Origin of the sequence: Shewanella sp. NKUCC01_JLK (assembly GCF_019345615.1) — a bacterium.
GTDB lineage: Bacteria > Pseudomonadota > Gammaproteobacteria > Enterobacterales > Shewanellaceae > Shewanella > Shewanella oncorhynchi.
This window is the reverse complement of record NZ_JAHKRD010000018.1, coordinates 22,967-38,731: the sequence shown is the minus strand read 5'-3', so window position 1 is coordinate 38,731 and position 15,765 is coordinate 22,967. Positions and strand designations below refer to the sequence as shown.

The 15,765-nt window shown below is 46.0% G+C and carries 9 protein-coding genes; 4 read left to right on the top strand and 5 right to left on the bottom strand.

Going from position 1 to position 15,765, the window contains the following annotated elements; all coding sequences use genetic code 11:
- Positions 1–27: 27 nt before the first annotated feature.
- From sucA to sdhC, 5 genes are all read right to left on the bottom strand, one after another.
- The gene (sucA, locus tag KO537_RS18060) at positions 28–2,859 is read right to left on the bottom strand and encodes a 2-oxoglutarate dehydrogenase E1 component (protein ID WP_028759702.1); all 2,832 of its coding nucleotides are present in this window, start codon (positions 2,857–2,859) and stop codon (positions 28–30) included.
- Positions 2,860–3,073: 214 nt separating this feature from the next.
- Positions 3,074–3,781 carry a succinate dehydrogenase iron-sulfur subunit gene (locus KO537_RS18055; protein ID WP_028759701.1) on the bottom strand — a complete coding sequence of 236 codons (708 nt, stop codon included), beginning with the start codon at positions 3,779–3,781 and terminating at the stop codon, positions 3,074–3,076.
- Between the two features lie 11 nt (positions 3,782–3,792).
- On the bottom strand, positions 3,793–5,559 hold the full coding sequence (gene sdhA, locus KO537_RS18050; RefSeq protein ID WP_105252695.1) for a succinate dehydrogenase flavoprotein subunit: 1,767 nt from the start codon (positions 5,557–5,559) through the stop codon (positions 3,793–3,795).
- On the bottom strand, positions 5,560–5,907 hold the full coding sequence (sdhD, locus tag KO537_RS18045; RefSeq protein ID WP_028759700.1) for a succinate dehydrogenase, hydrophobic membrane anchor protein: 348 nt from the start codon (positions 5,905–5,907) through the stop codon (positions 5,560–5,562). It abuts the gene before it with no gap.
- Positions 5,901–6,296 carry a succinate dehydrogenase, cytochrome b556 subunit gene (gene sdhC / locus KO537_RS18040; protein ID WP_012089416.1) on the bottom strand — a complete coding sequence of 132 codons (396 nt, stop codon included), beginning with the start codon at positions 6,294–6,296 and terminating at the stop codon, positions 5,901–5,903. Before sdhC ends, sdhD begins: the two co-directional genes overlap by 7 nt.
- A gap of 414 nt (positions 6,297–6,710) precedes the next feature.
- Between sdhC and KO537_RS18035 the strand changes: the two genes are divergently transcribed.
- The 4 genes from KO537_RS18035 to KO537_RS18020 all read left to right on the top strand — a co-directional run bounded on the left by KO537_RS18035 (position 6,711) and on the right by KO537_RS18020 (position 15,668).
- Positions 6,711–7,997: a citrate synthase gene (locus KO537_RS18035; protein ID WP_105252697.1), complete on the top strand. Its 1,287-nt coding sequence runs from the start codon at positions 6,711–6,713 to the stop codon at positions 7,995–7,997.
- A gap of 298 nt (positions 7,998–8,295) precedes the next feature.
- Entirely contained in the window at positions 8,296–9,360 is a 1,065-nt protein-coding gene (locus KO537_RS18030; protein ID WP_105252698.1) for an efflux RND transporter periplasmic adaptor subunit, read from the top strand.
- Positions 9,361–9,372: 12 nt separating this feature from the next.
- Positions 9,373–12,624 carry an efflux RND transporter permease subunit gene (locus KO537_RS18025; protein ID WP_219235224.1) on the top strand — a complete coding sequence of 1,084 codons (3,252 nt, stop codon included), beginning with the start codon at positions 9,373–9,375 and terminating at the stop codon, positions 12,622–12,624.
- Positions 12,621–15,668, top strand: coding sequence for an efflux RND transporter permease subunit (locus KO537_RS18020; protein WP_131523310.1), 3,048 nt, complete (start codon positions 12,621–12,623; stop codon positions 15,666–15,668). Before KO537_RS18025 ends, KO537_RS18020 begins: the two co-directional genes overlap by 4 nt.
- Positions 15,669–15,765 lie beyond the last annotated feature (97 nt).

The following is a 15,765-nucleotide window of genomic DNA, read 5'->3' as shown; positions in this document are numbered from 1 at the left end:
AACTATCCTTTTATAAAATGTCTATTACTACAGTGTGATTGTAAGTTTCAGGGCACTGTTCACTAAAGATTCTTGCTGATGCGTGTGCAACTCAGGGTAACCACACGCTGGTGCAGCTGACGCTTCACGACCAGCATAAGTTAACTGTGCACCTGCAGGAACCGCGGCCCAGAAATGGTGTTGACTAGAGTACCAAGCACCTTGGTTCTGTGGCTCTTCCTGACACCAAACAAAATCTTTCACATGTTGGTAATCAGCCAAAGCAACGATCATTTCATCATGTGGGAACGGATATAACTGTTCGACACGGATTAACGCTACGTTAGTGATATTTTCTTTACGACGTTTTTCCAGCAGTTCGAAGTAAACCTTACCACTGCAGAAGACAACTCGGTCCACCTTGCTTGCTTCCAACGTATCGATTTCACCGATCACATTTTGGAAACTGCCATTGGCTAATTCTTCCAAGCTTGAAACCGCTAATGGATGACGTAGTAATGACTTAGGCGACATAACGATAAGTGGACGACGCATAGGACGCACCACTTGGCGGCGCAACATATGGTAGACCTGTGCAGGTGTTGAAGGCACACACACTTGCATATTGTGGTTAGCACACATCTGCAAGAAACGCTCTAAACGGGCGCTTGAATGCTCAGGGCCTTGACCTTCATAGCCATGGGGTAACAGCATAGTCAGACCACATAAACGGCCCCACTTCTGCTCACCCGATGACAAGAACTGATCGATTACCACTTGGGCACAGTTGGCAAAGTCACCAAACTGGGCTTCCCAAATAGTCAATCCGCCGGGTTCTGCTGTGGCATAACCATACTCAAACGCCAGTACTGAGGCTTCAGATAATACTGAGTCAGTAATATCAATTGGGCCTTGTTCATCAGCAATATTGCGCAGTGGCATGTAAGTCGTGCCATCGTTTTGATTGTGCAATACAGCATGACGATGGAAGAAAGTACCGCGGCCAGAATCCTGACCTGTAATACGTACACGCTTGTTGTCTTCCAGAATCGAGGCATAAGCCAGCGTTTCTGCAAAACCCCAATCGAGTGGCTTCTCGCCTTTTGCCATAGCTAAACGGTCGCTATAAATCTTAGCCACCCGTGATTGCAATGGATGACTTTCAGGTACATAGCTCAGTTTGTCAGCCAGACTTTGTAAACGCTCAGCCGACATAGAGGCTTGATACGCTTCGTCCCACTCACGACCGATATACGGTGTCCAATCAACAGAATGCAGCGTCATTGGGCGCCATTCTTTAACCACACAATCACCTTGATCTAATGCATCACGGTAATTATTGATAAGACCAGTCACATCATCAGCAGCCATCACGTTTTCAGCGATTAGCTTGTCTGCATAAATCTTACGTGGCGTTGGGTGTTTCTTGATCTTGGCATACATCAACGGCTGAGTCGCACTTGGCTCATCGGCTTCGTTATGACCATGACGGCGATAACACACTAATTCAACCACCACATCACGTTTGAACTCGTTACGATAATCAACGGCTAACTGCGACACAAAAGCAACGGCTTCGGGATCATCAGAGTTAACGTGGAAAATCGGTGCCTGAACCATCTTAGCGATGTCAGTACAGTATTCCGTCGAACGAGTGTCCGCATGGTTAGACGTCGTGAAACCCACTTGGTTGTTCACTACGATGCGAATACTGCCGCCGACTTTAAAGCCACGGGTTTGAGACATGTTGAATGTCTCTTGTACTATCCCTTGACCTGCAATTGCAGAGTCACCGTGGATAGTAATAGGCATGACTTGTAGGCCATCCTTACAACCGCGACGATCTTGACGGGCACGTACAGAGCCAATCACCACAGGGTTAACGATTTCAAGGTGCGATGGGTTAAAGGCCAGTGCTAAATGCACATTGCCGCCCGGCGTTTCAAAATCAGAGGAGAAACCTTGGTGGTACTTAACGTCACCAGAACCGTGGGTATCAGCATGCTTACCCGCGAACTCGTCAAACAGTTCAGCTGGACGCTTACCTAATACGTTCACTAATACGTTCAGACGACCACGGTGAGCCATACCGACGACGATTTCTTTAGTACCGGCTTCACCTGCACGATAAATAATTTCGCGCATCATAGGCACTAACGCATCACCGCCTTCTAACGAAAAACGTTTCGCACCAGGGAATTTAGCACCTAAGTATTTTTCAATACCTTCTGCGGCGTTAAGGCCTTCAAGAATGCGTGTCTTAACACTTTTATCGTAGTTAGCTTTACCTAAGGAAGGTTCGAGACGTTGTTGGATCCAGCGTTTCTCATCGGTATCGGTAATGTGCATATATTCAGCACCGATAGAACCACAGTAGGTGGCTTTCAGCGCTTTTACCAAATCCGCGAGCTTCATGGTTTCGCCACCATGAGCAAAAGAACCTGTATTAAACTCACGTTCCATGTCTTCTTTAGTCAAGCCGTGGAAGGCAGGATCTAAATCAGCTACGGGTTCACGTTTCCACAATTCGAGGGGATCAAGATTAGCACCTTGGTGACCACGGAAACGATGGGCGTTAATTAATTGCAGGACTTTAACTTGTTTAGCATCCATTTCAGGATCCGTCACACGAGCAGAGCTCTTATGGCGTCCTTCTAACGCTAAACTGCGAAAATAATCACGTACTTTTGAGTGAGCAGCTTCAGGCGCATCAACAGAGGCACCGTTCACAGGAGGGAGATTATCAAATACCGCACGCCAATCATCAGCGACTGACTGTGGGTCTTCTTGATAGGCTTCATACATCTCTTCTACGTAGGTCGAATTTGCACCACTTAAGTGAGATGATTCGAGCCAGGCTTTCATGATGCCTTGGTGCATTTCTATTCCTTTCAAACTTTATACACGTGCTTAGCCATAGTATTAAATATGCAGTCTGTAGAGATTACCTTCGACGCATAATTTCTGCCGCCCCTAGATGTCCAGATATACGGCGCGTTGTCTTCCATTACATACGCAAAAGAGTCACCTTCTGCTACCAGAAAGTGACTCTTCAAGAGCTATATTATTATTGGTTTCAGCTCGGGTTCTCGCATTACACTGCTCGCTTCAACAGCATGGACTTAATATGACCAATTGCTTTAGTCGGATTAAGACCTTTTGGACAAACGTCAACGCAGTTCATGATGCCATGGCAACGGAACACGCTATAGGCGTCGTCCAGCTCAGATAAACGTTCTTCTGTAGCTGTATCGCGACTGTCGATCAAGAAACGATATGCATGAAGCAGACCGCTTGGACCGATAAACTTATCAGGATTCCACCAGAATGATGGGCAAGCCGTAGAACAACAGGCACACATGATACATTCGTACAAACCATCTAAATGAGCACGCTCTTCAGGGGATTGTAAGTGTTCACGAGCAGGTTGTTTCTCATCATTGATGAGGTAAGGCTTGATCTTCTCATACTGCTTATAGAACTGAGTTAAATCAACAACTAAGTCACGAACAACTGGCATACCTGGTAATGGACGTATTTCTAATTTCTTACCTTTAAAGGTTGAAATTGGGGTAATACACGCCAGACCATTCTTACCATTCATGTTCACGCCGTCTGAACCACACACGCCTTCACGGCATGAGCGACGGAATGACAAAGTCGGATCTTGCTCTTTCAACTTGATCAGTGCATCGAGCACCATCATGTCAGAGCCTTCAGCCACTTCTAAGCTGTAATCCTGCATATACGGTTTAGTATCTACGTCAGGATTGTAGCGATAAACTGCAAATGTCAATTTCATCTTTGCAACTCCTAGTAGGTACGTTTCTTCGGCGGGAATGCTTCACGTAACTTAGGTGCCATGTTCACTGCACGACGATCCATCGTTTCAGTGATTGGGTCAAATAAGCTGTGGCATAACCAGTTCTCATCATCACGCTCTAAATAATCTTCACGTGAGTGAGCACCGCGACTTTCGGTACGGAAGTTAGCCGCATAAGCCGTGGCGATTGCCGTTGCCATCAAGTTATCTAACTCTAAACATTCAATACGTTGAGTATTGAATTCACGAGAGTTATCAGACAATTTAGCATTTGCAAGACGTTCACGAATCACTTTCAACTGCTCTAACCCTTCAGCCATAGCATCGCCACGACGGAATACAGAGAAGTTTAATTGCATACACAGTTGCAGATCCTTACGGATTTGCGCTGGGTCTTCGCCATCTTTGTTGCTTTCCCAACGATTCAGACGCGCCAGAGAGGCAGCAATATCCGCATCACTTGCGTCTTTTGGATCGTCAGTCTCATCCAAAGCTTTACCTAAATGCTGACCCGCTGCGCGGCCAAAGACCACTAAGTCAAGCAGTGAGTTACCACCTAAACGGTTTGCACCATGTACAGATACACAGGCAATCTCACCCACAGCAAACAGACCAATAACATCTTGTTCAGTGCCGTCTTCATTCTTACGAATAACTTGACCACTGACCTTAGTTGGTAGACCGCCCATCATATAGTGACAGGTTGGTAGTACTGGAATTGGACCATCGGCTGGATCGATATGGGCAAAAGTACGAGACAATTCACACACGCCTGGTAAACGTGCTTCTAATGTTTCTTTACCTAAGTGATCAAGCTTGAGCAAACAGTGTGGGCCTAATGGACCGTCTAAACCACGACCTTCGCGGATTTCAGTCATCATAGAACGTGCTACCACGTCGCGTGATGCCAAATCTTTCGCGTTAGGGGCATAACGCTCCATGAAACGCTCGCCGTCTTTGTTCAGCAAATAACCGCCTTCACCACGACAACCTTCAGTCACAAGTACACCCGCGCCGGCGATGCCAGTTGGGTGGAATTGCCACATTTCCATGTCTTGCATTTGCACGCCAGCACGCATTGCCATACCGACGCCGTCACCGGTGTTGATATGTGCGTTAGTGGTCGAAGCATAAATACGCCCTGCACCACCTGTCGCTAGAATCGTTGCCTTAGCTTTGAAATAAACGATATCGCCCGTTTCAATTTCAATCGCAGTACAACCCACAACGGCGCCATCATCGTTTTTAACGAGATCTAATGCATACCATTCTGAGAAGACTTGCGTCTTATGCTTAACGTTTTGTTGATATAAACAGTGAAGCAAAGCATGACCAGTACGGTCGGCAGCTGCCGCAGTACGCGCAGCCTGCTCGCCACCAAAGTTCTTAGATTGACCACCAAATGGACGTTGGTAAATCGTACCATTTTCGAAACGAGAGAAAGGCAAACCCATTTGCTCAAGTTCAATCACGGCTTCAGGACCGGTTTTACACATGAACTCGATCGCTTCTTGGTCACCGATAAAATCGGAACCTTTCACGGTATCGTACATGTGTTGTTCCCAATGATCTTCATGGGCGTTACCTAACGCAACAGTGATACCACCCTGCGCAGATACGGTATGAGAACGGGTTGGGAATACTTTTGATAAAAGCGCACAGCTTTTACCTTCTTTGGAAATCTGCAGCGCTGCACGCATACCAGCGCCACCGGCACCGATCACTACAGCATCAAATTCGCGTACTGGAATACTCACTTAGACACCCCACACAATAACAATGCCGGCCGCTAAATAACAAAATACGGTAACGACAAAGGTGAACTGTAAAACACCACGTAACGACGTGCACTTAACGTAATCTGTCAGCACTTGCCATACACCAATCCAAGCATGTACTAATAAGGCTACCAGCGTCAGAAGTGTAAACACTTTCATTGGCAGAGCACTAAATAGGCCATGCCAGACGTCGTAGGTGAGAGGGGAACTACATGCAATAAAGCCAACCAAGAAAATGGTGTAACAGGCGAGGATCACTGCACTAGCGCGTAGTAGAATATAGTCATGAACACCACTGCGTCCAAAACTTGCTGCATTGGTTACCATACCCAGATCCCCGCTATGATTGAAAAGGCTACCGTTAAGGCAAATACAGCTTTCGCTGATGCGGCACCCGATGACAATTCTTCCCAACGACCGGTATCCATTACTAAGTGGCGCAGGCCACCAAACAAGTGATACGCCAGTGCAGTCATAATGCCCCACAGGATAAACTTCATCACGAAGTTATCGAATAGAGACTGTACGCCAGCGAAACTTTCAGCTGATGCTAAAGATGAATTTAGCAACCAAATGAGAATGCCAACTGCGAACAGCATGATGACACCGGAAACACGGTGAAGAATTGACACAATCGCTGTTGCAGGAAAGCGAATGGTCTGCAGATCTAAATGGACAGGTCTTTGCTTTTTCACGTTCTGCTCACTCAGCTCCATTGAGCATTTTTTTTGTTATGTGAACCGCTTTTGTACAAACTTTAAACAGGAGGTTGATCACTGCAAAAGTAAACACAAAAGCAAAGTTTAAACAAACAGTTAACTATCTGAGCACGCACTCATTTAACATGTAAACAAAGGGTGCTTTATAATCGTTGTTTGCGGCCCTTATTGGGCGAGGCAAGTATACTCGCGGCAAATGTCAAATACAAACATCACAGAATGCAAATTATGTTTTTTTGACTATTTTTTACTGTAAGTGCCAGTTACAAATAGAAAAGTAAAGGCTTTTATACCATGGTCTAACAAATTTAAACGCTTATTTAAATTGAAATGTGATCTAGAATGGCTGTAAAGTAATGGCGGTTTGACATGCCGCACTCACAGATAAGAACTAAGTAAGGAGAACGGGGTATGGCTGATTTAAAAGCCAAATTAGAATTACCAGGGAACGACTCGATAGAATTGCCAGTAAAGCAGGGAACCGCTGGTTTTGACGTAATCGATATCAGTAAACTTGGCAGCAAAGGTTACTTTACTTTTGATCCAGGTTTTCTTGCGACTGCCTCCTGTGAATCTGCAATTACCTATATTGATGGTGATCTGGGTATATTGTTACACCGTGGCTATCCAATCGATCAACTTGCCGTTGACTCCGATTACCTAGACCTGTGTTATTTGCTGCTTTACGGTGAACTACCGACCAAAGCGCAATATACTGAGTTTGTACATACAGTTAAAACCCACACTATGGTTCACGAGCAGCTAGCCTTCTTCTTTAGAGGTTTCCGTCGTGATGCTCATCCTATGGCCATGTTATGTGGTGTGACGGGTGCATTATCTGCATTTTACCAAGACTCTCTGGATGTTAACGATCCACGTCACCGCGAAATCGCCGCTTATCGCTTAGTCTCAAAAATGCCTACGATAGCAGCCATGTGCTACAAGTATTCTTCAGGCCAGCCATTCGTGTACCCACGTAATGACTTAAGCTATGCAGGCAACTTCTTAAGCATGATGTTTGCTGTACCGTGCGAAGAATACGTCGTGAACCCTATTGTTGAACGTGCAATGGACAGGATCTTCATTTTACATGCAGATCATGAACAAAACGCATCGACTTCAACAGTACGTTTAGCCGGTTCTTCAGGTGCAAACCCATTTGCGTGTATCGCAGCGGGTATCGCATCTCTTTGGGGCCCTGCACACGGCGGCGCTAACGAAGCCTGTTTGCAAATGTTAGAAGAAATCGGTTCAGTAGACCGTATTCCTGAATTCATTGAACGCGCTAAAGATAAAAATGATCCTTTCCGTCTGATGGGCTTTGGACACCGTGTTTACAAAAACTTTGACCCACGAGCCAAAGTGATGCGTGAAACTTGTCATGAAGTGCTAAAAGAACTGAAAGTACAAGATCCACTCTTGGATGTGGCAATGGAGCTTGAGCGCATTGCACTTGAAGACGAATACTTCATTTCTAAAAAGCTGTATCCAAACGTCGACTTCTACTCTGGCATCATTATGAAAGCCATTGGTATTCCAACCAGTATGTTCACTGTGCTGTTCGCACTGGCACGTACTGTAGGCTGGATTGCTCACTGGAAAGAAATGTTAGATCAACCAGGCCACAAAATCAGCCGTCCACGTCAGTTATATACTGGTGAAACTGCGCGTGATTTCGTCGCACAAGACAAACGCTAAGTCCCACGACTTACGCATTAAAAAGCGCCTAAGGGCGCTTTTTTCATTTCAAATAATCCTCTTTTAAACTTCCTTCTCCTGACAAAATACATTGTTGCAATTGTGCACTTGTGTAATCTTAATTAACCACGTTTAGTTATTCTCATCATTTTTTAAACCTTTTGGCTACATTTGGTAAGAATCACAAATCACACTTAGCCAAAAATACGACTAATAGACTGAAGTTAAACAAATTTAAACATTGGCATGGTTTCTGCTATCAACTGACATCACAATAAAGACAACAGGTAACATTCTTATGGAAAAGTCAAAAATTGCTCAATTCACCCTGCCACTGCTAATGATTTCGATGCTAGCAGCCTGTGGTGAGGAAGAAGTGGTCAAAAAAGAAGAAAAATATGCCATTCCCGTCGAAACCACTACAGTGATGCAAGGAAACGTTTCTTCTTTTTACAGTACAACTGCCACCTTAGAAGCGCCACAGGAAGCCAATGTAGTGAGTCGTATATCAGGGCTCATTGAATCTCTCGCTGTTGAAGAAGGTGACCGCGTTCAAAAGGGCCAAGTGCTGGCTGTTATTGATGCCAAGAGGCAGCAATATGATTTAGACCGCTCAGAAGCCGAAGTCAAAATCATCGAGCAGGAATTGAATCGTCTGAAGAAAATGAGCAACAGAGAATTTATCAGCGCGGATTCAATGGCCAAACTTGAATATAACTTGCAAGCCGCTATCGCTAAGAAAGATCTCGCCGAACTGCAAGTAAAAGAAAGCCGCGTACTGTCCCCTATTAGCGGTGTAGTTGCTAAACGCTATGTGAAAGCTGGCAATATGGCGAAGGAATTTGGCGACTTGTTTTATATAGTCAACCAAGATGAACTCCACGGTATAGTTCATTTGCCAGAGCAACAGCTTGCGAGCTTAAAACTCGGCCAAGAAGCACAAGTGTTTAGTAATCAACATAGCAAGAATGCTATCCACGCCAAAGTGTTGCGCATAAGCCCGATTGTGGACCCACAAAGTGGCACCTTTAAGGTGACACTTGCTGTGCCGAATCAAGAGGCGCGCCTTAAAGCTGGCATGTTTACCCGGGTTGAGCTCAAATACGATACCCACGAGAACGTGATTACTGTTCCCTACAGCGCCTTGATTAACCAAGACAACAAACAAGCGCTTTATGTTATTGATGGTACCAATGCGAACCGTCGTGAAGTCGAAATTGGCTACCGTGAAGGTGATTCGGTAGAAGTGATTACAGGTATTAACCCCGGTGAACAAGTCGTGACCCGTGGCCAGCAAAACTTGAAAGACCAATCCTTAGTCGAAGTGATCACCCCACTCGATCTTGCTTCCGCTAAGAACTGATAGGAGCCTTTCATGTCAATTATCAGCACTTCCGTTAAACGGCCAGTCACGGTATGGATGTTCATGCTGGCAGTGATTTTATTCGGTATGGTGGGATTTTCCCGCCTAGCGGTGAAGTTACTGCCAGACTTAAGCTATCCCACGTTAACCATTCGCACTATGTATGACGGTGCGGCGCCAGTAGAAGTTGAACAGCTCGTCTCTAAACCGATTGAAGAAGCCGTTGGCGTGGTCAAAGGCTTACGTAAAATCAGTTCTATCTCGCGCTCAGGCATGTCAGATGTGGTGCTCGAGTTTGAATGGGGCACAACAATGGATATGGCGAGTTTAGATGTACGTGAAAAACTCGACACTATCGCTCTGCCGCTCGATGTTAAAAAGCCCTTATTACTGCGTTTTAACCCCAACCTTGACCCTATTATGCGTCTTGCGCTGTCGGTGTCTAATGCATCTGAAGCCGATCTCAAACAAATGCGCACCTATGCAGAGGAAGAACTTAAGCGTCGTTTAGAGGCGCTATCTGGGGTCGCCGCCGTGCGTTTATCTGGCGGCCTAGAGCAAGAAGTGCATATTCAGCTCAATCAAGAAAAACTGTCGCAGCTCAATCTCAATGCCGATGATATTAAACGTCGTATTAATGAGGAAAACATCAACCTCTCTGCGGGTAAAGTGATCCAAGGTGATCGCGAATACTTAGTACGAACGCTAAACCAATTCAACTCATTAGATGAACTCGGCCAAGTGATCGTCTATCGCGATGAGCAAGCTTTAGTCCGTTTATTCGAAGTTGCTACCATCACAGATGCCTACAAGGAGCGTAGTGACATCACCCGCATCGGCAGTCAAGAATCGATTGAACTGGCCATTTATAAAGAAGGTGATGCAAATACTGTCGCTGTCGCCAAAAAACTGCGCGATGAACTCGTCAAAATCAATCAAGACCCTAAGCAAAATAAGCTCGAAGTGATTTACGATCAGTCTGAGTTTATCGAAAGTGCGGTCAGCGAAGTCACCTCTTCTGCGCTGATGGGCAGCTTGTTATCTATGCTAGTGATTTACCTGTTCTTGCGTAATATCATCCCGACACTGATTATTTCTATCTCGATTCCCTTCTCAGTGATCGCCACCTTTAACATGATGTATTTTGCCGATATTAGCTTAAATATTATGTCATTAGGTGGTATTGCCCTTGCCATCGGTCTCTTGGTCGATAACGCCATTGTGGTATTAGAGAACATAGACCGCTGCCGTAGCGAAGGCATGAGTAAATTAGAAGCCGCTGTGACGGGAACTAAAGAAGTGGCAGGCGCGATTTTTGCCTCAACACTCACCACTCTTGCGGTGTTTGTGCCGCTAGTATTTGTGGATGGGATTGCTGGCGCCCTCTTCTCAGACCAAGCGCTAACGGTCACTTTTGCGCTGTTAGCATCGCTATTAGTCGCGTTAACGTCCATTCCAATGCTGGCATCACGTGAAGGCTTTAAAACCTTACCCGCGCTGATAAAAACGACACCTAAGGATAAACCCACCACTAAAATGGGCAAGCTTAAACACTATAGCGCGACTGTGTTTTCCTTTCCTATTCTATTAATTGTTAGTTACTTACCCAGTGCACTACTGACCTTAGTGTTGATTTTAGGCCGCTTCTTCTCATGGCTTATTGGTCTAGTGATGCGCCCGTTAAGCTCAGCATTTAACTTTGTCTACCACAGTATTGAGAAGGTTTATTACAAACTTCTGGCCTCGGCGCTGCGCCAACAAAAAGCAACGCTGTTACTCACGATTGCAATAACAGGCGCTTGTATTAGCTTGTTACCGCGACTTGGTATGGAGCTTATTCCGCCAATGAATCAGGGTGAGTTTTATGTGGAGATCTTGCTACCGCCGGGTACGGCAGTGAGCGAAACCGACAAGATATTACAGCAACTTGCACTGTCCATTAAAGACAGAGCCGAAGTTAAACATGCTTATAGCCAAGCCGGTAGTGGCGGTTTGATGACTTCGGATACTGCCCGCGGGGGTGAAAACTGGGGCCGCTTGCAAGTGGTGCTTAACGACCACAGTGCCTATAACGCAGTCACTCAAGTATTACGTGATACTGCGCGCCGCATTCCTGAACTTGAAGCGAAAATTGAGCAACCTGAGTTATTCAGCTTTAAAACGCCACTGGAGATTGAGCTCACAGGTTACGATTTAAACTTACTCAAACGCAGCGCAGATAGTCTAGTCAAAGCATTATCCGCATCGGAGCGTTTTGCCGACGTGAATACCAGTCTACGTGATGGTCAACCTGAGCTAAGTATCCGTTTCGATCATGCAAGGTTAGCGGCTCTAGGAATGGATGCGCCAACGGTTGCAAACCGTATTGCCCAACGTGTTGGTGGTACTGTTGCCAGTCAATACACAGTGCGTGACCGTAAGATTGATATTCTGGTGCGCAGTGAACTCGCGGAGCGGGATCAAATCAGCGATATCGATGCCTTAATTATCAACCCGAACAGCAACCAACCTATTGCATTAAGCGCAGTTGCAGAAGTTTCATTGCAATTAGGCCCATCGGCGATTAACCGTATCAGCCAACAACGTGTGGCTCTCGTATCAGCTAACCTCGCCTATGGTGATTTAAGCGATGCGGTTGCACAGGCGCAGCAGATACTATCGCAACAAGTGTTACCCGCATCGGTTCAGGCCCGTTTTGGTGGTCAAAATGAGGAAATGGAGCACTCATTCCAATCACTCAAAATTGCCCTTATCTTAGCGATTTTCTTAGTGTATTTAGTCATGGCGAGTCAGTTTGAATCACTACTGCACCCCTTGCTTATCCTTTTTGCCGTACCTATGGCATTAGGTGGCAGTGTACTTGGGCTTTATATCACCCAAACTAACTTGAGTGTGGTGGTATTTATTGGCCTTATCATGTTGGCGGGGATCGTCGTGAACAACGCGATTGTGCTTGTGGATCGGATCAATCAACTGCGTAGCGAAGGTGCTCAAAAACTTGATGCCATTCGCGATGCAGCTAAATCGCGCCTACGCCCGATTATGATGACAACCCTCACCACGACCTTAGGCTTATTGCCGATGGCGCTAGGTCTAGGTGATGGCTCAGAGGTGCGCGCACCGATGGCGATTACGGTGATCTTTGGTCTGAGTTTATCAACACTACTGACCTTAATAGTGCTCCCAGTGCTCTATGCCCTATTCGACCGTAAAGAATACGCAGTAACTGGCTCAAATGTAAACGTAGAGGAGGCTCGCCCATGAACCTCACCCGTTTAGCCATTAAGCGCCCCGTAACCACCAGCATGTTCTTCTTTGCTATCTTGCTGTTTGGTCTCGCCTCGAGTCGCCTATTACCGCTGGAAATGTTCCCCGGTATCGATATCCCACAGATAGTGGTGGAAGTGCCTTACAAAGGCTCGACCCCTGCTGAAGTGGAACGCGATATTACCAAAGTGCTGGAGGAATCCCTCGCGACTATGGGGGGGATTGATGAGCTTGAATCAGAATCCTCCCAAGAAGGCGCCGAAATCGAAATCAACATGAAGTGGGGGGAAAACGTTGCCACTAAGAGCTTAGAAGCGCGGGAAAAAATCGATGCAGTGCGGCATTTACTGCCCAAGGATGTGGAGCGGGTCTTTATCCGCCAATTCTCCACCGCCGACATGCCTGTGCTCACCATACGCATCTCAAGTGATCGTGAGCTTTCAGGTGCATTCGATCTACTCGATAAACAGCTCAAGCGTCCACTTGAACGTGTTGAAGGTGTCTCTAAGGTCAGCCTGTACGGCGTTGAGCAAAAGCAAATTGAGGTACGCATCAATGCCGACCGCCTTGCCGCCAGTGGATTTTCAGCCACAGATTTGCAACAACGTCTCGGCAGAGAGAACTTTGTGCTGAGCGCAGGTACACTCAGGGCCAGTAATATCGTTTATCAAGTTTCACCTAAGGGTGAGTTTAGAAACCTTGAAGATATCAAAGCACTAGTACTGATCCCCGGATTGACCTTAGGCGATATCGCCGATGTGCAATTTGCCCTACCTGAACGTATCGAAGGTCGACATTTAGATAAGCACTATGCCGTGGGTTTGGATGTTTTTAAGGAATCTGGCGCTAACTTAGTCGAAGTGTCAGACCGTGTCATGAAGGTGATTGAGCTTGCGAAGCAGGACCAACAGTTCCAAGGTATTCGCCTATTTATCATGGAAGATCAAGCCTCTGGAGTAAAATCTTCACTAATGGATTTGCTGCTTTCAGGGTTAATCGGTGCACTGCTATCCTTTGTAGTGCTGTACTTATTCCTGCGTAATTTGAAAATGACTTTAGTGGTTGTGTCATCCGTGCCTATTTCAATCGGTATGACGCTCGCCGCTATGTATCTACTCGGTTACAGCTTGAATATTCTGTCTATGATGGGACTCCTGCTCGCCGTCGGTATGTTGATTGATAACGCTGTGGTTGTCACTGAGAGCGTACTGCAGGAAAAACAGGGTAAACACCCTAAGGACAATGAAGAGTCCGTCATGACGGGGGTTGATAAAGTGTCTCTGGCGGTATTGGCAGGCACAATGACAACCGCCATTGTATTTTTACCTAATATTTTTGGCGTAAAAGTCGAGATCACCATTTTTCTAGAGCATGTTGCTATTGCGATTTGTATTTCACTCGCCGCGTCGCTATTGGTCGCAAAAACCTTAATCCCTTTGATGTTGACTAAGTTTCACTTCGACATCGCACCCGAAAAGGATGCGGGTAAATTACAACGTTTTTACAATAATACCCTAGATTGGGTATTGCTCAGACCTTGGCGTTCAGGCGTGATTGCTGTAGCGATACTCGCATCCACCGCCCTGCCGCTATCTATGGTTAAACAGGATCAAGAAGACAGCGAGAGCAATGAACGAATCTACATTAACTACCAAGTAGAAGGTCGACATAATCTCAATGTCACTGAGGCGATGATCAACCAAATGGAAGAGTATCTTTATAACAATAAAGAGGAATTCCATATTGATTCTGTCTACAGCTATTATGCCTCTGACGATGGCTCATCAGTGATCCTCCTAAAGAAAGATTTGCCTATGTCAGTGGATGAGTTAAAAAAGAAAATCCGTAGCGGCTTCCCTAAGTATTCCATCGCCAAACCGCAATTTGGCTGGGGTAATGACAACTCTGGCGTGCGAGTCACACTGACAGGACGTTCAACCTCTGAGCTAATTAACTTGAGCGAGCAAGTTATTCCTTTATTGCAAAATATCAAAGGATTGCAAGATGTTCGCTCCGAGCTTAACGGCGCTCAGCAAGAAGTGATTATCCGCATTGATAGACAAATGGCGGCGCGGTTAGATTTAAAACTCAATGAAATTGCCTCAAGTATCTCCATGGCACTGCGCGGTTCACCGCTGCGATCCTTCCGCCACGATCCTAATGGCGAGCTACGCATCGAAATGGCCTACGAGAAAGAATGGCAAAAGTCACTTGAGAAACTCAAACAGTTACCCATAGTACGCCTCGACCAAAGAGTGTACACCTTAGATAATCTGGCGAAGATTGAGATCCAACCCCGCTTCGATACTATCAAACACTTCAATCGCCAAACCTCGCTGTCGATTGGGGCTAACTTAGAAAACCTCACCACAGAAGAGGCGCAAACTAAGATTAAGCAAGTGATGGAAAATATCCGTTTCCCCGATGGTTACGACTATTCACTCCGTGGTGGCTTCGAGCGCCAAGATGAAGATCAGAACGTGATGGTGACTAATATGCTCTTGGCTGTCGCGATGATTTATATTGTTATGGCGGCGTTGTTTGAATCTCTACTGTTACCAACGGCGATTATTACCTCGATCCTATTTTCCATCACAGGTGTATTCTGGGCGCTGTTTATCACAGGCACCCCTATTTCTGTGATGGCAATGATAGGTATCTTGATTTTAATGGGGATAGTGGTGAACAACGGTATCGTTCTGGTGGATCAAATCAATCAGATGACACCGGATCTCGACAAATTGTCTGACACCATTCGGGAGGTGTGTATCACCCGTTTGCGGCCAGTGTTAATGACAGTAGGTACAACAGTACTGGGATTAGTCCCACTGGCGATGGGTGATACCCAAATCGGTGGCGGCGGCCCGCCATATTACCCCATGGCAATCGCCATTATCGGTGGCTTATCGTTCTCGACAGTGACTAGCTTGTACTTAGTCCCCCTGTGCTATCAAGCTTTTTATCGGATGCGTCACCGCGCAGCGATTCGCTTAGGCCAAGCCGATCACTTTGCCAAAAAACTGTTACCTTGGACGGTTTAGTTGTCTTGGATAGCTTATGTTCTTGAACAGTTCAGCAATCTTCGGCAACTTAATATGCCATTGAATTTGTAATAAAAAGGCTGCTGTGCGGCCTTTT